This window comes from Flavobacterium sp. CECT 9288 (assembly GCF_918731615.1).
In the GTDB taxonomy this organism is placed as follows: domain Bacteria; phylum Bacteroidota; class Bacteroidia; order Flavobacteriales; family Flavobacteriaceae; genus Flavobacterium.
The window spans coordinates 2,975,635-2,998,028 of sequence record NZ_OU957226.1; the positions used below are offsets into that span (position 1 = coordinate 2,975,635).

At 33.9% G+C, this 22,394-nt stretch carries 17 protein-coding genes and 1 tRNA gene; 10 read left to right on the plus strand and 8 right to left on the minus strand.

The annotated features are described in order from the left end of the window. Window positions 1-128 precede the first annotated feature (128 nt). The 3 genes from infB to rimP all read right to left on the minus strand — a co-directional run bounded on the left by infB (window position 129) and on the right by rimP (window position 4,853). The gene (infB, locus tag LQ189_RS13180) at window positions 129-3,011 is read right to left on the minus strand and encodes a translation initiation factor IF-2 (RefSeq protein ID WP_230157767.1); all 2,883 of its coding nucleotides are present in this window, start codon (window positions 3,009-3,011) and stop codon (window positions 129-131) included. A gap of 110 nt (window positions 3,012-3,121) precedes the next feature. Then, window positions 3,122-4,375, minus strand: coding sequence for a transcription termination factor NusA (nusA, locus tag LQ189_RS13185; protein WP_086454353.1), 1,254 nt, complete (start codon window positions 4,373-4,375; stop codon window positions 3,122-3,124). A 13-nt stretch (window positions 4,376-4,388) separates the two neighbouring features. Further along, window positions 4,389-4,853: a ribosome assembly cofactor RimP gene (gene rimP / locus LQ189_RS13190; protein WP_086454356.1), complete on the minus strand. Its 465-nt coding sequence runs from the start codon at window positions 4,851-4,853 to the stop codon at window positions 4,389-4,391. Window positions 4,854-5,031: 178 nt separating this feature from the next. Here rimP and LQ189_RS13195 point away from each other — a divergent pair, with 178 nt between their 5' ends. Beyond that, the gene (locus LQ189_RS13195) at window positions 5,032-5,856 is read left to right on the plus strand and encodes a universal stress protein (RefSeq protein WP_230157769.1); all 825 of its coding nucleotides are present in this window, start codon (window positions 5,032-5,034) and stop codon (window positions 5,854-5,856) included. Window positions 5,857-5,912: 56 nt separating this feature from the next. Here LQ189_RS13195 and LQ189_RS13200 read toward each other — a convergent pair. Then, window positions 5,913-5,983: transfer RNA gene (locus LQ189_RS13200), tRNA-Gln, on the minus strand. 251 nt (window positions 5,984-6,234) lie between these two features. On the opposite strand from LQ189_RS13200, the gene LQ189_RS13205 reads away from it, so the two are divergent. Then, window positions 6,235-9,525 carry a DUF2723 domain-containing protein gene (locus LQ189_RS13205; protein ID WP_230157771.1) on the plus strand — a complete coding sequence of 1,097 codons (3,291 nt, stop codon included), beginning with the start codon at window positions 6,235-6,237 and terminating at the stop codon, window positions 9,523-9,525. A 29-nt stretch (window positions 9,526-9,554) separates the two neighbouring features. Next, a complete protein-coding gene (locus LQ189_RS13210; protein WP_370634866.1) occupies window positions 9,555-10,238 on the plus strand; it encodes a polysaccharide deacetylase family protein in 684 nt (227 codons plus the stop codon). On the opposite strand, the gene LQ189_RS13215 is transcribed toward LQ189_RS13210, so the two are convergent. From LQ189_RS13215 to LQ189_RS13225, 3 genes are all read right to left on the minus strand, one after another. Then, entirely contained in the window at window positions 10,235-10,531 is a 297-nt protein-coding gene (locus LQ189_RS13215; RefSeq protein ID WP_086454349.1) for a co-chaperone YbbN, read from the minus strand. The genes LQ189_RS13210 and LQ189_RS13215 overlap by 4 nt on opposite strands. Before the next feature lie 72 nt (window positions 10,532-10,603). Next, on the minus strand, window positions 10,604-11,839 hold the full coding sequence (locus tag LQ189_RS13220; RefSeq protein WP_230157774.1) for a metallophosphoesterase: 1,236 nt from the start codon (window positions 11,837-11,839) through the stop codon (window positions 10,604-10,606). 179 nt (window positions 11,840-12,018) lie between these two features. Further along, the gene (locus tag LQ189_RS13225) at window positions 12,019-13,521 is read right to left on the minus strand and encodes a hypothetical protein (protein WP_230157779.1); all 1,503 of its coding nucleotides are present in this window, start codon (window positions 13,519-13,521) and stop codon (window positions 12,019-12,021) included. 287 nt (window positions 13,522-13,808) lie between these two features. Here LQ189_RS13225 and polA point away from each other — a divergent pair, with 287 nt between their 5' ends. Next, window positions 13,809-16,649 carry a DNA polymerase I gene (polA, locus tag LQ189_RS13230; protein ID WP_230157781.1) on the plus strand — a complete coding sequence of 947 codons (2,841 nt, stop codon included), beginning with the start codon at window positions 13,809-13,811 and terminating at the stop codon, window positions 16,647-16,649. A 75-nt stretch (window positions 16,650-16,724) separates the two neighbouring features. Here polA and LQ189_RS13235 read toward each other — a convergent pair whose 3' ends face one another. After that, window positions 16,725-17,747, minus strand: coding sequence for a LacI family DNA-binding transcriptional regulator (locus LQ189_RS13235; RefSeq protein WP_230157783.1), 1,023 nt, complete (start codon window positions 17,745-17,747; stop codon window positions 16,725-16,727). Window positions 17,748-18,066: 319 nt separating this feature from the next. Here LQ189_RS13235 and rplM point away from each other — a divergent pair, with 319 nt between their 5' ends. The 6 genes from rplM to LQ189_RS13265 all read left to right on the plus strand — a co-directional run bounded on the left by rplM (window position 18,067) and on the right by LQ189_RS13265 (window position 22,381). Next, on the plus strand, window positions 18,067-18,522 hold the full coding sequence (gene rplM / locus LQ189_RS13240; protein WP_086453663.1) for a 50S ribosomal protein L13: 456 nt from the start codon (window positions 18,067-18,069) through the stop codon (window positions 18,520-18,522). Then, window positions 18,522-18,908, plus strand: a complete 387-nt coding sequence (gene rpsI / locus LQ189_RS13245; protein WP_086453662.1) for a 30S ribosomal protein S9 — start codon at window positions 18,522-18,524, stop codon at window positions 18,906-18,908. Before rplM ends, rpsI begins: the two co-directional genes overlap by 1 nt. Window positions 18,909-19,145: 237 nt before the next feature. Next, complete coding sequence (gene rpsB, locus LQ189_RS13250; protein WP_230157786.1) at window positions 19,146-19,925, plus strand: 30S ribosomal protein S2; 780 nt, start codon at window positions 19,146-19,148, stop codon at window positions 19,923-19,925. 125 nt (window positions 19,926-20,050) lie between these two features. Further along, window positions 20,051-21,013, plus strand: a complete 963-nt coding sequence (gene tsf / locus LQ189_RS13255; RefSeq protein WP_086453660.1) for a translation elongation factor Ts — start codon at window positions 20,051-20,053, stop codon at window positions 21,011-21,013. A 148-nt stretch (window positions 21,014-21,161) separates the two neighbouring features. Then, window positions 21,162-21,815 carry a queuosine precursor transporter gene (locus tag LQ189_RS13260; RefSeq protein WP_230158679.1) on the plus strand — a complete coding sequence of 218 codons (654 nt, stop codon included), beginning with the start codon at window positions 21,162-21,164 and terminating at the stop codon, window positions 21,813-21,815. After that, on the plus strand, window positions 21,812-22,381 hold the full coding sequence (locus LQ189_RS13265) for a DNA-3-methyladenine glycosylase I (protein ID WP_230157788.1): 570 nt from the start codon (window positions 21,812-21,814) through the stop codon (window positions 22,379-22,381). The genes LQ189_RS13260 and LQ189_RS13265 overlap by 4 nt, the downstream gene beginning before the upstream one ends. Window positions 22,382-22,394 lie beyond the last annotated feature (13 nt).

The window sequence follows — 22,394 nt, forward strand, 5'->3', positions numbered from 1 at the left end:
AACAACAAAAACTATTGCCGAATTTCAACAAAACATCAAACTTGATCAATTATAAAATATCATTTTACAAAAAAGTATTAAAATAAAAAAATCCCGACGAATCGGGATTTTAAAACTATAATATAAAATCATTTCAATTTCTTTTTAACAGCAACTTCATGGTATGATTCAATAACATCACGTTCTTCAATGTCATTATATCCTTTAATTTGAATACCACAATCGTATCCTTTGGCTACATCTCTAACATCATCTTTAAAACGTTTAAGAGCTAATAACTCTCCAGTGAATACAACTACACCATCACGAATAACACGCATCTTAGCATTCTTAACAATTTTACCATCCATAACCATACTTCCTGCAATAGAACCAACTTTAGAAATTTTGAAGATCTCTCTAATCTCAGCTGTGCCAAGGATTTCTTCTTTCATTTCAGGAGCTAACATTCCTTCCATTGCATCTTTCAAGTCATCGATAGCTGCATAGATAATAGAATAGTAACGGATATCTATTTCTTCTTTATCGGCCAATTGTCTTGCATTTCCAGCAGGACGCACATTAAATCCAATAATAATCGCATCTGAAGCAGAAGCTAACATAACGTCAGTTTCTGTAATTGCTCCAACACCTTTATGGATAATATTAATTTGAATTTCTTCGGTAGATAATTTAGAGAACGAATCAGACAATGCCTCAACAGATCCATCAACATCTCCTTTAAGAATAATGTTCAATTCTTTAAACTGACCTAATGCTATTCTTCGTCCAATTTCATCTAATGTAATATGACGTTGAGTACGTACTGATTGCTCACGCATTAACTGAGAACGTTTAGACGCAATTTGCTTAGCTTCTTTTTCGTCTTCAAAAATATTGAATTTATCACCTGCCGTAGCTGCTCCGTCAAGACCTAGAACAGAAACTGGTGTAGATGGTCCAGCAACGCTTATAACATTACCTCTTTCATCATGCATGGCTTTAATTTTACCATGATGCTTACCCGCTAACATATAATCTCCTACTTTCAAAGAACCATTTTGTACTAATATTGTAGAAACATATCCCTTTCCTTTGTCAAGAAAAGCCTCTACTACAGTACCAGATGCTGCTTTATTAGGATTTGCTTTCAAATCTAAAATTTCAGCTTCAAGCAACACTTTTTCTAATAATTCTTTTACACCAGTTCCCACTTTTGCAGAAATATCATGTGATTGAATTTTTCCACCCCAATCTTCAACAAGTAAATTCATACCTGCTAATCTTTCTTTTACTTTTTCAGGGTTAGCATTTGGCTTATCAATTTTATTAATTGCAAAAATAATAGGAACTCCAGCTGCTTGAGCATGGCTAATTGCTTCTTTTGTTTGTGGCATGATGTCATCATCTGCTGCAATTACAATAATAGCAATATCGGTAACTTGAGCACCACGCGCACGCATCGCAGTAAACGCTTCGTGACCCGGTGTATCTAAAAATGCAATTTTTTGTCCGTTATCAAGAGTTACTCCGTAGGCACCAATGTGTTGTGTAATTCCTCCAGACTCCCCTGCAATTACGTTTTCTTTACGAATGTAATCCAGTAATGATGTCTTACCGTGATCGACGTGACCCATTACTGTAACGATTGGCGCTCTGAAAACCAGGTCTTCTTCTCTATCTTCAACAACCTGAATTGCTTCTTCGATATCAACAGTAATAAATTCAACTTCATAACCAAACTCATCAGCAACAATTGTCAACGTTTCTGCATCAAGACGCTGATTCATGGTAACCATGATTCCAAGTGACATACACGTTCCAATAACTTTAGTAATTGGCACATCCATCATGATTGCAATTTCACCTACAGTAACAAACTCAGTAACCTTAATAGTTTTACTTCCTTCATCTAAAGCTCTTTGCTCATCATCAGATTTCTGACGGTGCGTATCTCTTTTATCTCTTCTATATTTAGCCGCTTTAGATTTACCACCTTTACCTTGTAGTTTTTCTAAAGTCTCTCTAATTTGATTTTTAACTTCTTCTTCTGTTGGCTCAACTTTTGCAACAATTGCAGGTCTGTTTCCTTTTACGAAACCAGGTCTTGCGCTTCTATTCGCATTAAAACCACCACCACCAGTGTTCGGCGTAATTTTATTTGGATTTGGAGCACCCGGAACAGCAGGAGGCCTTGGCGCACCTGGTTTAGGAGCTATCCTTTTACGTTTATTCTTATTGGCATTAGCTGCCGCAGAACCAGGAGCACCTGGTTTATTAGGTGTAATCTTTGGCTCTTCTTTTTTCTTTTTAGGCTTATTAAATTGCGATAAATCAATAATTTGTCCTGTTAGAGTAGTACCAGATAATTTTTGGTATTGAGTGGTAATAGTTTCGTCAGCAGCAACCTCTTCAGATTTAACCGGTTCAACTTTTTCAACAACCTTAGGAGCTACAGGTATTTCAGCTACAGGTTCCTTAACTACTTCTTTAGGAGCATTTGCAGGTTTTGATTCTTTAACATCTGAAGTAGTTTTGATATCCAAAGGTTTCGGGACAATTTTATTTTCTGCCGGTGTAATCTTTGCAGCAGGAACTTCAACACTTTTAGGAGCAGATTCTACTTTTGGGGCCTCTTTTACAGGAGGAACAATTGCAGCCTTTTTTGGATTCAAATCAATCTTACCTACTTGAACTGGTCCAGACAAAACGGCTCTTGCCTTTATAACTTCTTGTTGTTTTGCTCGTTCTTCATCAAGTTTACGTTTATCCTCGATCTCTTTTTCTCGCTCTAAACGTAATGCTTCCTTTTCTTTTCTTTTCTCTTCTCCTACTTCTTTTGAAGCTTCTTTATTCCCTTTGTCACCAGCAAATTGACCGCACAAAACATTGTATATATCATCAGAAATTTTTGCGTTTGGATTTGCATCAATTGCAATTCCCTTATCTTTTAGATAATCCACAGCTCTTTCCAAAGAAATATTCAATTCCCTTAAAACTTTGTTTATTCTAATAATTCTCTCTTCAGACATAAAACCTTTTTATTTTTACCTTTTTTGTTATTCCTCACTTTACTTCTAGCCGATACCTACCGAACTAGATTATTTGTAAAATGGCATGTTTATAGTTGAAGACCTGTTGACTAACTGTCAAATTCCTCTTTTAATATTCTCATTACATCTAAGATTGTTTCCTCTTCTAGATCTGTTCTTCTAACTAAGTCATCTACATCTTGACTCAAGATACTTTTTGCAGTATCTAAACCAATTTTAGCAAATTCCTCAATAACCCAACCCTCAATTTCATCTGAGAATTCAGTTAACTCAACGTCATCCTCATCAGCAGTAGCACCAGCTACATCACCCTCACGAATCACGTCTAATTCATATCCTGTCAATAATCCAGCTAATTTAATATTGTGTCCTCCACGACCAATAGCCTTAGAAACTTCCTCTAATTTCAAGAAAACTTCAGCTCTTTTAGTTTCCTCATTGATTTTAATTGAAGAAACTTTTGCAGGACTTAAAGCACGTGTAATTAACAACTGAATATTACTAGTATAATTGATAACATCAATATTTTCATTTCCTAATTCACGAACAATACCATGAATTCTAGAACCTTTCATTCCCACACAAGCTCCTACCGGATCAATTCTATCATCATAAGAATCTACGGCTACTTTTGCTTTTTCGCCAGGGATTCTTACCACTTTTTTTACCATAATTAAACCGTCAAAAACTTCTGGTATTTCTTGTTCAAATAATTTCTCTAAAAACTTCTCAGAAGTTCTAGACATAATTATTTGCGGTTTGTTCCCTTTCAATTCAACACTTTCTATAATACCTCTAACGTTATCACCTTTACGGAAAAAGTCAGATGGAATTTGCTTTTCTTTAGGTAATACAATCTCATTCCCCTCATCATCTACTAAAATAACAACTCTAGGGCGCACATGATGTACTTCGGCAGTATAAATGTCTCCAATTAAATCCTTGAATTGCTTGTAAAGATTCGTATTGTCGTGCTCATGTATTTTTGAAATCAAGTTTTGACGTAAAGCAAGAATAGCTCTACGCCCCAAATCAATAAGTTTTACCTCTTCAGATACTTCTTCACCAATTTCAAAATCTGGTTCAATTTTTCTAGCTTCTGTTAAAGTTATTTCAAGGTGATCAAAGTCTAAATCTTCATCCGCAACGATTACTCTTCTTTGCCATATCTCCATATCACCCTTATCAGGATTTATGATGATGTCAAAATTATCATCTGAACCGTACTTTTTCTTCAATGCATTTCTAAATACATCTTCTAAAATTGCCATAAGCGTTACACGATCAATGAGTTTATCATCTTTAAACTCTGAAAATGAATCGATTAATGCTAAATTTTCCATGCGAATTCTTTAATTAAAATGTTACTGTAACAATTGCTTCTTTAATATCTCCATAAGGAAGTTGTAATTCCTTTTGAATTGTCTCTTTCCCCTTACCTATTTTTTTAGGCTCTCTTGCTTGCCATGACAAAATTACAAAATCATCATTAGCATCTACTAATTCTGCTTCAATAATTTCTGTATTTGTCTTCACAATCAAGGTTCTACCTATATTTTTCTTGTATTGCCTTACTTGTTTCAAGGCAGATCCAACTCCTACTGAGGCCACTTCAAGAGAATAATCTTGCTCTTCTCTATCTAGTTTACTATCAATATATTTACTCACATCAATACAGTCTTGCAAGGCCACACCTTGATCTCCATCTAGCGCAACAATAACTTTAAAAGCATCTGTAACTACTAGGTCAATTAGAAATATCGAGGGCTTCTCTGCTAAGCAGTCGCTCAAAACTGAATGTAACTTTTCTTTAAATGTCATATTTTTATAAAAAGAGGGGACTATTCGTCCCCTCATTATCTAGTTTTTAATAAATAACGGTGCAAAGATAGTGTTTTTTTACAAATTAAAATAATTGACCGCTTTAAAAAAAATTCTTATCTTTAATATCAAGTTAAAAACAACTTGTTGATTGCCATAATTTAACACCTATTTGATTATGAAACACATTTTAGTTCCCACTGATTTTTCTGAACAAGCTGAATACGCATTAAAAGCCGCAGCTCAACTTGCTAAAAAAAACAACGCATCTATTTATCTCTTACATTTATTAGAACTTCCTAGCCAAATGAGCGATGCTGTTTCGAGCGGAAAAAGCATTCCTGAAGTAATTTTATTTATTCGAAAGGCAAATGAAAGACTGGAGAATATAAAATCACAATCTTACCTAGAGGGCATTGTGGTAGAAAGTAGCGTTCAGCTAGAGAAAGCATTTTCTGGAATTTTATCCTTTAATGAAACTAACGAAATTGATTTAATTATTATGGGCTCACACGGAAGCTCAAACACAGAACACTTATTAATAGGCTCAAATACCGAGAAAGTAGTTCGCCTATCCAAAGCTCCCGTTTTAGTTATCAAGAAAGATCCCGGCGAATTTCAGATCGAAAAAATAGTTTTCGCATCTGATTTTTCGAAAGAAACCAAAAAACCTTTTAAGAAACTGCTGAAATTTAGTCAAGATACAAATGCAAAACTGCTTTTAGTCATGATTAATACTCCAAACAGTTTTAAAACCACTCAAAAAAGCGATCAAATTTTAGAAAAATTCCTTAGAAAACATGATTTAGAAAACTACTCCACCCACGTATACAATGATACGAATGTTGAAAACGGCATTACTAATTTTGCTAAAAGCAAAGAAGCCGACTTAATTAGCATTTGCACACACGGAAGAACAAGATTATCCCACTTTTTTAGCGGGAGCATTAGTCAAGGATTGATAAATCATGAATCTAGACCGGTTCTTACTTTCAGAATCTAAATTCAAAACGTATTGTAAACAAAAAAAACCTCTCGATTGAGAGGTTTTTTTTTAAGTTGGTCTACTAGGACTCGAACCTAGAAAGACTGCACCAAAAACAGTTGTGTTACCATTACACCATAGACCAGTAAAATGCTTTGCTTTATTGTTGCTTAGCGAGTGCAAATTTATACTATTTTTTAGTTTGCACAAATTTTTTTTACATTTTTATCAAAAAAAAATCATTCAAATTAAAAAAAAGGACTCGTTAAAGAAGAAAAATATTCATTATCAATAGGTTAGTATTCGAAGATAGTTTTACAGAAAATAATGTTAATGCGATGTGGGTTAAACAAAAAAACATTTTCTTTGTAACTTAAATAATATAATACTTGATACATGGATAAAACAGCATTCAATTTCAATAAATGGAACACAATCATCGGTTGGCTTACTTTTGGGATAGCATTAATCACCTATAGTTTGACGGTTGAACCCACCATGAGTTTTTGGGATTGTGGAGAATACATTGCCACTGCTGCAAAATTAGAAGTTGGCCATCCACCAGGTGCTCCATTGTACCAAATGATTGGTGCCTTTTTTGCCATGTTTGCATTAGATAATACAAAGATTGCATTGATGGTAAATATGGTATCTGTTTTTTCAAGTGCGTTTACTATTTTATTTATGTTTTGGTCATCATCAATGATTTTGAGAAAAATTGTTGGTCGATTTGCATCAACACCTTCATTAAACAAAAACAATGATGTTGTTGTTTTAGGAAGTTCGTTTGTAGGAGCATTGGCGTACACTTTCTCAGATAGTTTTTGGTACAATGCCGTAGAGGCCGAAGTGTATGCCATGGCTTCCCTTTTAATAGCATTATTGTTTTGGCTTGGCTTACGCTGGGAACAAGATATGGATAAACCAAGAGGTAATAAATGGTTGCTTATTATATCATTAGTAGTAGGGCTTTCTTTTGGTGTACACTTTATGGCTTTATTAACCATTCCTGCTATTGGTTTTTTATATTTCTTTAAAAATTATGAAAAAGTAACTGTTAAGAGTTTCATTATTGCAAATGTCGTAGTGATTTCTATTTTGTTATTTATTTTTAAATTGCTACTGCCACTTACCATGGCTTTCTTTGGTAAAACCGAAGTTTTTATGGTAAATAATTTAGGATTACCTTTTGACTCTGGAACATTGTTTGTTGCTATACTTATTGCTGTTTTGTTTTATTTTGGTTTGCAATACACGAAGAAAAAACAACTAATTACATACAACACTCTATTGCTTTGTGTACTTTTCATCCTAATTGGTTTTTCTACCTGGATGATGTTACCTATTCGTGCCAATGCTAATACAGTTATTAATGAAAATAAACCATCTGATGCACGCGAAGTTCTCGCCTACTATAATAGAGAACAATACGGAGTTAATCCTCTTTTTTACGGCCCTCAATACACTGAAAATTTTGCAGGTTTAGACAAGGATAATCCGTACTTGGACAAAGCACCAAACTATGAGCGAGATTATAAAACTGGCAAATATGTTATTGTAAATAATTTTAAAAACGCAGAGCAAAATTCTGATGATAATCATAAAACCATCTTGCCAAGAATGTGGAGCGCTGAGCATATTGAGAATTATATGAATTTTACTAATCCTCCAGCGTTTAGACTAAATCCTGATTATCCTTATGAAGAAGATCTTGCAAAATACGGCATTGACCCTAGCCAATTAAGCGAAGAAGATTATAACAAAGCCATAGCGCAACTAAAGAGTGAAACAGAAAAAATTGTAAACGAGTTTAGACAAGCGTATGCACAACAACAAATTGACAATGAAGGATATGTTAAATTCTTAAAAAGTTATGGCGACTATTTATTAATTGAAAAACCTACCACAGCAGACAATTTAGGCTTTATGGTTGAATACCAATTTGGCTATATGTACTGGAGGTATTTAATGTGGAACTTTGTAGGGAGACAAAACGATGTGCAAGGAAGATATGATTATCTTGATGGAAACTGGTTGAGTGGTATTTCATTTATTGATGAATTACATTTAGGAAGTCAAGAAAACTTACCTTCAGATGTGACAAACAACAAAGGTAGAAACGTATATTTCTTTTTGCCTTTTATTCTAGGACTTATTGGTTTAATGTATCACGCCAATAAAGATTTAAAAAGTTTTTATGTTCTACTTGCCTTATTTCTTTTTACAGGAATTGCATTGAAAATATACCTAAACGAAAGACCATTTGAACCACGAGAACGAGATTATGCTCTTGTAGGATCGTTTTATGTGTTTGCGATCTGGATTGGTTTTGGCGTATATGCTTTATATGAGAGCGCTCAAAAATACTTAGCCCCAAAAATTGCTGGCCCAATAATGATTAGTGCTTGTTTACTTGCAGCTCCCGTTTTAATGGCATCTCAAAACTGGGATGATCATGACCGTTCAGGGAAATCTACTGCTGTAGCTATGGCAAAAGCATACTTAACTTCATGTGATCCTAATGCTATTTTGTTCACCATTGGGGATAACGACACTTTCCCTTTGTGGTATGCCCAAGAAATTGAAGGTGTAAGAACTGACATTAAAATTGTAAATACTAGTTTGTTCATGACCGATTGGTATATCGATCAAATGAAAACCAAAACATACGAATCAGATGCTTTGCCGATTTCATTTACGCATGATCAATACGTGGGTGACAAATTAGACTATGTGGCATTTATCCCTAAAATAGACACCCGTTGGGACATTAAAGATTTGATTGATTTTATTAAAAATCCAAAATCAACGGTTGAAATGCAAAACGGACAAACGATTCATTTTTATCCAACAAACAAAATCAGAATTCCAGTTGATAAAAATACAATTATCAAAAATAAAGTTGTTTCGGCGCAATACTTTGACTCAATAGTTCCATACATTGACATTGATGTTAGCAAAAATGCCTTGTACAAAAACCGATTGATGATGCTAGATATAGTTGCAAATAACAACTGGAAACGCCCTATCTATTTTAGTGGCGGTGCATTTGATAACGAAGATTACATTTGGATGAAAGAGTATCTTCAACTAGAAGGAATGGTATACAAACTGGTTCCTGTTAAAACTACTTTACCTAAAGATGCTAGCCCACTAGACATGGGACAATTGGATTCAGATAAAATGTATGATATTGTCATGAAATGGGAATGGGGTAACGGAGAAAGTACTACCATTTATCATGATCCTGAAACTAGACGCAACAGTATCAACTACAGATCATACCTTTCTAGATTGATGAACCAACTCATTAAGGAAGGCAAAACCGATAAGGCAAAGAAAGTTATAGATCTCGCAATGACTAAACTTCCAGTAGAATACTTTGGTTACTACTCCCTTGTGGAGCCATTTGCAGATGGATATTACAAAACAGGTGAGAAAGCTAAAGCTCAACAATTATTGGATAAACTAACCCAGAAATACCGTGAAAATCTTAATTATTATGGTGGTTTAAAAGCTAGTGAGCAGTCAAGCATTGTGATTCCTATTGTTACAGATATAGAACGATATAGAAGCTTGCTAAAAGTAATGAAAGAAAATAACGATCTAGCATTTTACAATATGCACAGAGCTACATTTAATACCTACATAAAAATGTTTGAACGTTTTGAACGTGATAGAGAATAAATAAAATAGCATTTAAAATAGCGGCAATCATGTCGCTATTTTTTTTAACTTTCTTTGAGATGAAATTGTACTGGGTCAAAACTAATAAACTAATTAAGACACTGTTCTCAAAATGGATTTGGGACATTCCAAACACAAAAAAAGTGGTTTATCTCACTTTTGATGATGGTCCCACACCCGAAGTAACATCATGGGTATTGGATGAATTGAACAAATACAATTTTAAAACTACCTTTTTTTGTATAGGTGATAACATTCGTAAATATCCCGTAATATTTAAAAAAATTATAAGTGAAGGCCATGCTGTAGGGAATCATACCTTCAATCATTTAAACGGATGGAAGACATCAACGCAAAACTACATTGACAACACGGAGCTTTGTCAAGAAATAATAGACAAGAATATGCAATACAATTCTGATTCTAAAATTTTTCGTCCGCCTTACGGCAAAATAAAAAAAGCTCAGTCTAGAGCTTTATTAAAAATGGGATATAAAATAATTATGTGGGATGTTTTAAGCGCCGATTTTGATGGAAAGATAACCAATGAAGAATGCTTGAACAATGTAATTATGAACTTGCAGCCAGGGAGTATTATTGTTTTTCATGACAGTATAAAAGCTTTTGAAAAACTAAAATACGTGTTACCCGCAACCTTACAATATTTACAAGATAACAACTATGAAACGAAAGTTATAGGTAATGATAATTAATACTGTCCTTGAACAATACTAATAAGAGTATTTGCATCGAGCTCTCCAGATTGTCTCCAAATCATTTGGCCTTGCTTATAAAGCATCAATGTTGGGAGTCCTTTAATGCGAAGTGCATTGGCTAATTCTTGGTTTTTATCAACGTCTATCCTTATAACCTTAGCTTTATCACCAAGAGCAGCTGCTACATCTCTAATAACGGGATGCATGGCTACCGAAGATTCATTCCAATCCGTATAAAAATCAATTAATACGGGCACTTGAGTATGTAAAAGTTCTCCAAATTTTGACATAAACCTTAATATTTAGTTTTCTAAATGTAATACAAGAGATTGATAATATACAAATGTAACATTTTTAACGAATTATGCCACATTAGGGGCTTTTTTTAGTTCAATTACTGTTATTTCTGGCATGATTCCTACTCTACCAGGATAGGCATGAAAACCAAAACCTCTGTTTACATAAATATAGCGTCCCACGTTTTCATACAAACCAGCCCATTGTTCGTACACATATTGCACTAAACTCCATTTGAAATAGCCTGGAATTTCAATACCAAATTGCATGCCATGAGTATGACCAGAAAGCGTAAGTTGAAAATGTCTTTTATCGTGCTGAACTACCTTATTCCAATGTGAAGGATCATGGCTCATTAATATTTTAAAATCTTGTTTTTCTAACAAGCCTGATGCCTTATCTAAATCGCCTGCTTGTTTAAAATTGTGTCCCCAGTTTTCTACCCCTACAAGAGCTATTTGATCATTGCCTTTCTTTATAAAAGTATGCTCATTAAGCAATAAGTTAAAGTCTATTTGTCCGTAAAGCTTTTTTATATTCTCAAAGTTCTCCTCTTTTTCTTGCTCGGTTTTCCAAGTTACATATTCCCCATAATCATGATTCCCTAATACAGCGTATTTTCCGTACTCGTGTTTATTGATATTGTTAAACGTTTCTATCCAAGGATGCATTTCTTTGGCATGCGTATTTACAATATCACCCGTAAACAATATTAAATCAGAACCTTGCTCATTGATCAAATCAATTGCGTGTTGTATTTTATCTGGATTGTCAAAACTACCACTATGAACATCTGATATTTGTGTAATTGTAAATCCATCAAAAGCATCTGGTAAATCCGGAAAAAAAATACGCTGCTTGATTACTTTATAATTGTACTTACCAACTGTAACACCATATATAAGTGATAGAAAAGGCACTGCAGCAAGACCCAATCCTATTTGACTTATAAATTTTCTGCGTGAGTTAAAAAAATCTTTGCTTTCATCATAATTAGAAAAATAATTTAAAGTCCCTACACACAAACGATACAAATCTTCGCCTAAAAGTAGTATTGTGAAAACAAACTTAGGAAGGTAAACTAATAGCAACAAGGCCATAGTAAACATTGTTTTTTGTGTTTGACCTACACTCCTATCAAACTGCATTAAGGAGTAAACAATATAAACTGATAAAGCAACACTTGCAATTTGAATACTATATAAAAAAGACTTATTTTTAATAATGGTTTTAAAAACTTGGAACGTGTAGATTTCTAAAACCAAAAGAAACAAACACAATATAACTACACGAAAGATCATCACCAATAATTTTTAAGCAAAATAACAAATTATGGAATCATAATAAATTTTTATTAATCAAAATTTAACTAAAATATAGTAGTTGGATCTTAAAAAGTCATTTTAAAAAATTAAAAGCTGAAATATTTCTATTTCAGCTTTTTAAAATTATATCAATTAAACAAGTAATAAAACTAGATTTACTTTAAAGTCATGTTGAATGAAAAAGTATCGACATTGATCTTTGTACCGGTATTGATTCTCTTTAACCATAATTCTACAGACTCATTTTGATTTAATGTTACAGAACCTGTAACTGGAAAAGCTTGTGTAAAGCCACTATTTGTATCAATATACGTTTCAGTTGATGGAAGCGGTGTAATTGTACTTCCATTTGAGCCAACTTTTACAAAATAAAACACAAACACGGCGTTAGTTCCTACTGTTGATTCTATAAAGGCAACTGATGAGTTAATTTGAAAAGAACGTGTTTTTTTTCCTCTGTAAGTAAGTCTCCCCGTAGTACTTGAACTAACTCTTAAAAGTTCATCGGTTGTTGTTACGTTTGTATTTACCTTATAACCTACATTTTGAGTTGTGGCTGTAGTTCTTGTAGAAGTTGTGTTACTAGGATCGTATAAGTTTCCTGTGGCCGATGCATCTACTTCCGTAGGAATACCAGAGCATCGAACATTCCAATTATTATCAAAATTATAGCCTGTATAAGAACCCGCTGTGTAACCGTTGACATATTTTCCCGTAGAAAGTGTACCTGTAAAAACTACTAATTCCATGACAGCATCACCAGTTATAGTTGGGTTTGCACTTACATCTACCCCAACCGCAGCACCATTTACTTCACAAAAACCACCTTGTTTTTGGATCAAAGAAAATGTACCGGTAAACCTTTCAAAAGTACCTGCGTTGTTCCCAAACCATGCCGTGTTACTTAACAGCACTCGAGTATTATTGGTGTAGGTAATCCCTGTTACATTTGCTGCATAATTAATAACTGAAAAAAACACTAAGCCAAAACCACTAATTGTCCCCACATTTGCCGAGTTCGCAACAATAGCATCTCTAAAAATAATACTTTGGGTATTGCCACTTGCCACCAAATTAAAAACAGAACTTCCTCCTGAAATAGTAAGTGTTTTAATAGTGCCTCCCATTGCTCCTTCAAATAGGAATCCACTGGATTTAAATAATACATCTTCATTTGCATCTAACCCTACTATGTAAGCATTATTCAAATCAATTGGAAAATTCACATTGATAACCCCATTTATTTCATAATACGTACCACTATCTAAAACATACTTTGTACCACCACCTGCGGCTAGTTCTGTTGCTAAAACAGTAGCTAATACATCAGTAGACCTGATACGTTTAAACTTCAACCTTCCGTTAGCATCACTATTAATTAGATTCCAAGAAGTTATCCCTTGATTATAATGGTATAATGATTTAAGATTTGTATCATAAACAATTAATCCATCGGCTGGAGATGCAATTGCTAAACGTTGTGCGGTGGTCATCCTTGGCGTAAGCATACCTTGAGTAGTTGATGAAACGTCAAGAACCGAACTTGAATGAGGTGTTGTTGTCCCTATACCTACTTGTGCAAAAGTATTTGCAGATATTATTAAGAAAAAGAATAAAACAACTTGTGACACTCTTTTTGGAAAATAATTTTTTCTCATGACAAAATGTATTAAAATATTAAAAACTACAACTCCTTTTGATTTTAAACCTGCTGTAAATATAAAACAAATTATCGTTTAAATACATATTTAATCGATGAAATACATAATTTTATTAATAAATAGTATTTTTTCTTACTTTATATGGTTCGTAATTTAATCTTAAAAGATATTTAACTTTAAAAATTATCACTTCAATATCATAAAATACAAATCCATAAAAATTAAAAAGCTAAGGTTCATACTCATTCAAGTTTTGTACTTTTGAACTTTTCAAAAAATATATTATGTCTCAACAAAAACGTCTTTTCTTACTTGATGCCTATGCATTAATATTTCGTGGCTATTATGCTTTTATCAAAAACCCACGTATTAACTCAAAAGGTATGGACACATCAGCCATTATGGGTTTTATGAATTCATTGATGGATGTTATAAAACGTGAAAAACCAGATCACCTTGCTGTAGCATTTGATAAAGGCGGAAGCGATTTAAGAAATGACCTCTTTCCTGAGTATAAAGCAAATAGAGACGCTACACCAGAAGCGATAAAAATTGCGGTTCCTTACATTCAAGAATTACTCAAGGCCATGCACATTCCTATTATTGAAGTAAGCGGTTATGAAGCCGATGATTTAATAGGAACCATTGCAAAACAAGCTGAAAAAGAGAATTACCAGGTTTTTATGGTTACTCCTGATAAGGATTTTGCACAACTAGTATCTGAAAATATTTTTATGTACAAACCAGCCCGAATGGGTAATGGTATTGAAATTTGGGGAGTCCCAGAAGTCTTGGCTAAGTTTGAAATTGAAAGACCTGAACAAGTTATTGATTTTCTAGGCATGATGGGCGATACGGCAGATAACATTCCTGGTTTACCAGGCGTAGGAGAAGTGACCGCAAAGAAATTGTTAAAAGAATTTGGCAGTATGGAAAACCTTTTAGCAAATACAGATAAGCTGAAAGGAAAAATGAAAGAGAACATTGAAGCCAATAAAGAAAAAGGATTGTTATCTAAAACATTAGCAACTATATTACTGGATTGCCCTGTTGTCTTTAATGAAAATGACTATGAGCTTTCTAAACCTGATGTAGAAAAAACCGATGCCTTATTCAATGAACTAGAGTTTAGAAGAATGGCTGAGCAATTTGACGCTATTTTTAAAAATCCATCTCCGCTTGCACAAAATAACGGATCCGAAACAGATGCCAAACTGTATAAGAAGTCTACAAAAAATGAAGATCAATTTGATCTTTTTGGATCGAATGATCAAGACGCTACATCAGATGAGAATCGAAATCAATTTTACAGTACGCTAACAAACACTGAACATTCCTATCAAATTATTCAAGGTGATTTAGGTCTAAAATTGCTTTTAAACAACTTAAACAAACAAACCTCTGTATGTTTTGATACCGAAACTACTGGGCTTGATGCACTACATGCAGAACTAGTGGGAATTTCTTTTTCTTATGAAAAAGGGAAAGGATTTTATGTTCCGTTTCCAGAAAATCAAGAAGAAGCACAAGCTTTGATAGATAAATTCATTCCATTTTTTGAAAATGAAGGCATTGAAAAAATTGGTCAAAATCTAAAATACGACTTGAAAATTCTATCCAACTATAAGGTAGAAGTAAAAGGAAAGTTATTTGACACCATGATTGCACATTATCTAATTAATCCAGATATGCGTCATAATATGGATATCTTATCCGAGACTTATTTAAAATATTCGCCACAATCTATCGAGGCTCTTATTGGAAAAAAAGGGAAGAATCAAAAATCAATGCGTGACGTAGCTCTCGAAGAAATAAAAGAATACGCCGTTGAAGATACTGATGTCACTTGGCAACTTAAAAATATTTTTACCCAAGAACTAGAACAAACCGAAACCAAAAAACTTTTTGAAGAAATAGAAATCCCATTGGTAAAAGTACTTGCCGATATGGAAAAAGAAGGTATTCGGGTTGATGTAGATTTCCTTAAGTCGCTTTCTAAAACACTTGATGAGGATATCAAAATTTTAGAAGCAAGCATTTATGAAACTGCAGGTGAAAAATTCAATTTGGCATCACCTAAACAATTAGGAGATATTTTATTTGACAAATTAAAAATTGGCGGAGTTAAACAAAAGAAAACCAAAACAGGGCAATATGCTACCGGCGAGGAAATACTCAGCTATCTTGCCCCAGAAAATCAAATAGTAAAGGACATTCTAGAGTGGAGACAGTTAGTGAAATTGCAAAACACCTATGTAGATGCCTTACCAAACCAAGTTGACGCCGTTACTAAACGCATCCATACAGACTATATGCAAACCGTAGCAGCTACCGGAAGGTTAAGCTCTAATAATCCTAATTTACAAAACATCCCAATACGCACGGAACGTGGTCGCCAAATTAGGAAAGCATTTGTTGCAAGAGATGAAAATCACACCCTAGTATCTGCCGATTATTCACAAATTGAATTGCGCGTCATTGCAGCTTTGTGTGGAGAAGAAAATATGATAAAAGCGTTTCAAAACAACGAAGACATTCATAAATCTACGGCATCAAAAGTATTTAACGTTCCGCTTGAAGAGGTAACAAGAGAACAAAGAAGTCATGCTAAAACCGTAAATTTTGGGATTGTTTACGGCGTATCAGCATTTGGACTAAGCAATCAAACTAGTTTGACCCGTAAAGAAAGTGCCGAATTGATTGAGGCGTATTACCAAACGTATCCAAAATTAAAATCGTATATACAGGATCAAGTAGACTTTGCACGTGACCACGGTTATGTACAAACCATTTTAGGCCGTCGTAGGTATTTAAAAGATATCAACTCTCAAAACGCCATCGTGCGTGGTGGCGCAGAACGAAATGCCGTAAACGCTCCTATTCAAGGAAGTGCTGCCGATATTATCAAAATTGCAATGATCAATATTCATAAAAGGTTAAAAAGTGAAAATTGGAAAAGCAAAATGTTATTGCAAGTTCATGATGAACTTGTGTTTGATGTGCATAATGAAGAGCTGGAAAAAATACAACCCATGATTAAACATGAAATGGAAAACGCCTTCCAACTTGTTGTGCCACTGGAAGTAGAAATTGGCACCGGTAAAGACTGGCTAGAAGCTCATTAATAAAATATACTGCACATAAAAAATCTCTAATTAAGCAATTAGAGATTTTTTATTTAAAGTTTAAAATAGATCAAACTACACCACACGTGTCGACTCTCTTTCTTTTAATTTCGTTTTAATAACTTTTGTTTCATAAGGAAGGTGCTCCTCCTCTGATTCCAACCTCTTAATAAGCAACTTGGCCGCTACTTCACCTATTTCTATACCATGTTGACTAACTGTTGTCAAACTAGGTGACAATCTTCTTGACGCTAAAATTCCATCAGCAAAACCAATGATAGAAATGTCTTCGGGTACTTTGAATCCTTTTTTTAATGCAACTCTTAATGCTGCAACTGAATCATTCTCATCCAATGCAAAAATTCCATCTATTGGGTTTTCAAATATAGAATCCATTTTATTTTTAAGATCAAGTTCTGAGTCAGTTCTAATCATAATATCAGGATTAACAGCTATACCATTATTAGATAATGCTTTTAAATAGCCATCAGTTCTTAATTTACCCACACTCAAATTATCAATAGAAGAAAGTAAGGCAATATTTTTACAACCCAAGTTCAAAAGTTGCTGGGTCGCATGAAGTGCCGAATCAAAATCATCTACAATTACCTTATCACAGTCTACCCCATCTGCAATACGATCAAACATTACAATAGGAGTTCCATCATTAATAATAGTTGTGAAATGCTGATAATCTTGAGCTTTCTGAGCTTCCTCAGATACAGACACTATAAAACCATCAATAGTACCATTACTTAACATCTCTAAGGTATGTGCTTCTTTATCCAGAGACTCATTAGAAATACACATAATCACATTATACCCTTTTTCATCAGCAATCTTCTCAATGCCACTAAATACTTTGGCAAAAAAAGAATTAAGAATGTTAGGTATGATAACGCCTATAGTCTTTGTCTTTCTATTTTTAAGATTCAACCCAATAATATTTGGCTTGTAGTTTTTAAGCTTCGCATATTCCTTTATTTTAACCTTCGTTAGCTCACTAATTTCTGGACTATCGTTTAATGCCTTAGACACGGTAGAAACAGAAACGTTGAGTTCCTTCGCGATTTGCTTTAAAGTTGCTTTGGCTTTCATATTAAGAATTCAGTATAAAGTTAAAGTACAAGATAGTATAATTTCTAAAAAATTCAATCTATTGACAAAAATAACGCATTAAGTTCAAAAAAGTAATTGTAACAACAAAAAAAATACACCAATACAGATCATTAAATAGAGGAATAAAATCAATTTAGAAAAGATGATTTAGAAAACGCAAAAAAAATAATAATATACATTTGATAATCAGTACAAAGCACATAACAAAATAATCTTTTAAGGTATTTGTATTTAAAATAATTAATTGTACTTTTGCAACCCCTTTATTGGGGATGGAATGTTTAATTAAAAAAATATTATGGACGCATTAAGCTACAAGACACAGTCAGCAAGCAAAGCCACAGTTACAAAAGAGTGGATTGTTGTAGATGCAGATGGTCACAACTTAGGACGTCTTGCTTCAAAAGTCGCAATGATTTTAAGAGGTAAGTACAAGCCAAGTTACACACCACATGTGGACTGCGGAGATAACGTAATTGTTATCAACTCAGAAAAAATTAACCTTACAGGTAACAAAATGGATGAAAAAACATACATCCGTCACACTGGTTACCCAGGAGGTCAAAGAACTTTAACTGCTAAAGTTTTGCAATCTAAAAACCCTGCATTATTAGTTGAAAAAGCTGTAAAAGGGATGTTACCTAAAAACAAATTAGGAGCAGAGCTTTTTAGAAATTTAAATGTTGTTGTAGGATCAGAGCACAAACAAGGAGCTCAAAAACCTAGAACAGTTAACCTTAACGATCTTAAGTAATGGGAGTTATTCACAAAATCGGTAGAAGAAAAACCGCTGTTGCACGTGTATACGTTTCAGAAGGAACAGGAGTAATCACGGTAAACAAAAAAGCATTTGAAACTTACTTCCCAACTGCAACTTTACAGTACAAAGTTTTACAACCAATGTCTATGACAGAAAATGTAAGCAACTTTGACGTAAAAGTTAATGTTTACGGAGGTGGTTCAACAGGACAAGCAGAAGCTGTAAGAATGGCATTAGCACGTGCAATGTGCGAAGTTGATGCTGAAAACAGAGGAATCCTTAAACCACAAGGTTTATTAACAAGAGATCCAAGAATGGTTGAACGTAAGAAATTCGGTCAGAAGAAAGCTCGTAAGAGATTCCAATTCTCTAAGCGTTAATATTCAATCTGGTTATTTTTCAGATTATCAAGTTCAAACGCTGGTATTGTTATCAGCTTAAACTGAAATATGTTAAAATAAATTTAGCATAAAAATTTAAAAACACAGTTGTTGTTGCTCTCCTACCGAGGTAGGAAATAGTTTAGCATCTAAATAAGCCGAAAGTCTTAAAGGCACATGCCTAAAGTCGTATCAAAGAAGCTTATTGCTAATCAACAGAACGTAAACTAGAACAAAATGGCAAACAAAATAGAAGTTAAAGACTTACTAGAAGCAGGTGTACACTTTGGACACATGACTAGAAAATGGGACCCAAACATGGCTCCTTACATCTATATGGAACGTAATGGTATTCACATTATCAATCTATATAAAACTGCAGCAAAAATTGAAGAAGCTAACGAAGCTTTGAAAAAAATCGCTGCATCAGGTAGAAAAATATTATTTGTTGCTACCAAAAAACAAGCAAAAGACATCGTTGCTGATAAAGCAAAAGCTGCAAACATGCCTTACATCACTGAAAGATGGCCTGGTGGAATGCTAACTAACTTTGTAACTATCCGTAAAGCTGTTAAAAAAATGGCTACTATTGATAAAATGAAGAAAGATGGTACTTTCATGACTTTATCTAAAAAAGAGCGTTTGCAAGTTGATCGTCTTCGTGCTAAATTAGAGAAAAACTTAGGTTCAATCGCTGACATGTCTAGACTACCGGCTGCATTGTTCGTAGTAGATATCAAAGCAGAACACATCGCTATAAAAGAAGCTCAAAAATTAAACATTCCAGTTTTCGCAATGGTTGATACTAACTCTGATCCACGTGAAGTAGAGTATGTTATTCCTGCAAATGATGACGCTTCTAAATCAATTGATAAAATTTTAACTTTAGTTACTGCTGCAATTATCGAAGGTCTTTCTGATAGAGGTACTGAAAAAGAAACTGAAGCTACTGCTGAAGTTGCTGCTCCAGCTACTGAAACTGCAGAAGCTCCAGCTGCAACTGCAACTGAAGAATAAATCAAATTTTGAATTCCAAATTTTGAATTCCAAATTCCAAAATCAGAAAATAACTTTCTGATAACATTGGAATTTGGGATTTAAAGATTGGAATTTTTACTTTTAACATTAAAATTCAAAATATTATGGCAACAATTACTGCTGCAGACGTAAACAAATTAAGACAAACTACAGGTGCCGGAATGATGGACTGTAAAAAAGCTTTAGTTGAAGCTGATGGAGATTTCGATAAAGCAATCCAAAACCTTAGAGAAAAAGGACAAAAAGTTGCTGCTAACCGTTCTGATCGTGAGTCTTCTGAAGGAGCTGCTGTTTCTTTTATCAATGCTGATAAAACTAAAGGAGCTATCATCACTTTAAACTGCGAAACAGATTTCGTAGGGAAAAATGAATCTTTCGTAACTTTGGCTAAAGAATTAGTTGAGAAAGCGATCAACTTCTCATCTAAAGAAGAATTTTTAGCATCAGATTTCAACGGAATGACTGTTGCTGAAAAATTAATTGAGCAAACTGGTGTTATCGGTGAAAAAATCGAAATCGGTGGTTTTGAAATTTTAGAAGGTGCTTTTGTTGGATCTTATGTTCACGTTAACAAAATTGCTGCATTAACTGCTATTTCTGCTGCTGTACCTAATGCAGAAGTTTTGACTAAAGACGTCTCTATGCAAGTAGCATCAATGGGAGCTGATACATTATCTTACAAAGATTTTGATCCTGCTTTTGTTGAGTCTGAATTAGCAGCTCGTATTGCGATCATTGAAAAAGAAAATGAAGAGGCAAAACGTTTAGGAAAAACTTTAAAAAATGTTCCTAAATACATTTCTTTCTCTCAATTAACTGAAGAAGTTATTAAACAAGCTGAAGAAGATGCAAAAGCTGAATTAAAAGCTGAAGGTAAACCAGAACAAATTTGGGACAAAATTATTCCTGGTAAAGTACAACGTTTTATCTCTGACAACACTACTTTAGACCAAGAAAAAGCTTTACTTGATCAAAACTTCATCAAAGATGATAGTAAAAAAGTAGGTGATTATGTTAAAGGTTTCAATGTTGAAATTACAGGTTTCAAAAGAGCTTCTTTAGGATAGTCACTATTTGATTTCAAATAATTGCTATTTGATTTCATTTTTAAATACAAAGCCCCATTTCAATTCTGTTGGAATGGGGCTTTTTCTTTGAAATAGCATACCACTAAAATTCTATTTTATTTTATTAAATTTGATGAAAGTTAATTCTATGTTCAAAACCAAAAAAGAACTTGTCTTTATAATCCTTGCCGGGATATTTATCACTAATGCGGTTACTGCCGAGTTGATCGGCGGCAAACTAATTCAAATAGGTCCGTTTGTAATGAGCATCGGTATTTTGCCTTGGCCTATTGTGTTTTTGACTACAGATTTAATCAACGATTATTTTGGCGAAAAAGGAGTGAAAAAATTATCCCTGATCACTGCTGGATTAATTGCCTACTCGTTTATTATTTTACTGCTGGCCATGAGTATTCCAGCTGCTAAAGGAATTAGCCCAGTAAATGATGCTCAGTTTACCGCCGTTTTCGGTCAAAGCATGTGGATTATTGTGGGCAGTATTATTGCTTTTCTTATATCACAATTAATAGACGTTGCTGTTTTTTGGTTTTTTAAAAACCGAACCGGAAATAAAAAAATATGGCTGAGAGCAACGGGTTCTACCATCATTTCGCAACTTTTTGATTCCTTTATCGTATTGGGAATTGCTTTTTGGTTGCCAGGAAAAATTAATTTTGACACGTTTCTTACTTCAGCTTTAACCGGCTATACTTTCAAGCTTGGAACAGCCATACTCTTGACTCCTTTAATTTATTTAGGCCACTACTTGATCAAAAATTATTTAGCCTCCGAAAAAGAATGATTATAACTGATAAAATACGTTGTGGCTGGTGTCATTCCAGTGATTTATACATGAAATACCATGACGAAGAATGGGGCGTTCCCGTATATGATGACACTACTCTATTTGAATTTTTACTCCTCGAAACCTTTCAAGCAGGCCTAAGTTGGATTACCATCTTGAACAAAAGAGAAAATTTCTACAATGCTTTTGATGCTTTTGATTATAAAAAAATTGCGCACTATTCTGATGATAAAATTCAAGAATTATTACAAGATGCGGGTATCATTCGCAACAAACTCAAAGTTTATTCAGCTGTGACCAACGCTCAACATTTCATTACACTCCAAGAAGAATTTGGCAGCTTTTCGCAATACATTTGGGCTTTTGTAAATCACACACCGGTTAACAACTCCCCAAAAAACTTAAAAGAAATTCCTGCTACTTCCCCAATTTCTGATGCTATAAGTAAAGATTTAAAAAAACGGGGTTTTAAATTTGTAGGCTCCACCGTTATGTATGCCTTCATGCAAGCCACAGGCATGATTAATGATCATGTAGAAAATTGTTGGAAACGAAATTCATAATTTATAACTGATA

Bases quoted from the DNA above. Each gene is read 5' to 3' on its own strand.
- infB (WP_230157767.1), bottom strand. From the start codon at position 3,011: ATGTCTGAAGAGAGAATTATTAGAATAAACAAAGTTTTAAGGGAATTG.
- nusA (WP_086454353.1), bottom strand. From the start codon at position 4,375: ATGGAAAATTTAGCATTAATCGATTCATTTTCAGAGTTTAAAGATGAT.
- rimP (WP_086454356.1), bottom strand. From the start codon at position 4,853: ATGACATTTAAAGAAAAGTTACATTCAGTTTTGAGCGACTGCTTAGCA.
- LQ189_RS13195 (WP_230157769.1), top strand. From the start codon at position 5,032: ATGAAACACATTTTAGTTCCCACTGATTTTTCTGAACAAGCTGAATAC.
- LQ189_RS13205 (WP_230157771.1), top strand. From the start codon at position 6,235: ATGGATAAAACAGCATTCAATTTCAATAAATGGAACACAATCATCGGT.
- LQ189_RS13210 (WP_370634866.1), top strand. From the start codon at position 9,555: ATGTCGCTATTTTTTTTAACTTTCTTTGAGATGAAATTGTACTGGGTC.
- LQ189_RS13215 (WP_086454349.1), bottom strand. From the start codon at position 10,531: ATGTCAAAATTTGGAGAACTTTTACATACTCAAGTGCCCGTATTAATT.
- LQ189_RS13220 (WP_230157774.1), bottom strand. From the start codon at position 11,839: ATGATCTTTCGTGTAGTTATATTGTGTTTGTTTCTTTTGGTTTTAGAA.
- LQ189_RS13225 (WP_230157779.1), bottom strand. From the start codon at position 13,521: ATGAGAAAAAATTATTTTCCAAAAAGAGTGTCACAAGTTGTTTTATTC.
- polA (WP_230157781.1), top strand. From the start codon at position 13,809: ATGTCTCAACAAAAACGTCTTTTCTTACTTGATGCCTATGCATTAATA.
- LQ189_RS13235 (WP_230157783.1), bottom strand. From the start codon at position 17,747: ATGAAAGCCAAAGCAACTTTAAAGCAAATCGCGAAGGAACTCAACGTT.
- rplM (WP_086453663.1), top strand. From the start codon at position 18,067: ATGGACGCATTAAGCTACAAGACACAGTCAGCAAGCAAAGCCACAGTT.
- rpsI (WP_086453662.1), top strand. From the start codon at position 18,522: ATGGGAGTTATTCACAAAATCGGTAGAAGAAAAACCGCTGTTGCACGT.
- rpsB (WP_230157786.1), top strand. From the start codon at position 19,146: ATGGCAAACAAAATAGAAGTTAAAGACTTACTAGAAGCAGGTGTACAC.
- tsf (WP_086453660.1), top strand. From the start codon at position 20,051: ATGGCAACAATTACTGCTGCAGACGTAAACAAATTAAGACAAACTACA.
- LQ189_RS13260 (WP_230158679.1), top strand. From the start codon at position 21,162: ATGTTCAAAACCAAAAAAGAACTTGTCTTTATAATCCTTGCCGGGATA.
- LQ189_RS13265 (WP_230157788.1), top strand. From the start codon at position 21,812: ATGATTATAACTGATAAAATACGTTGTGGCTGGTGTCATTCCAGTGAT.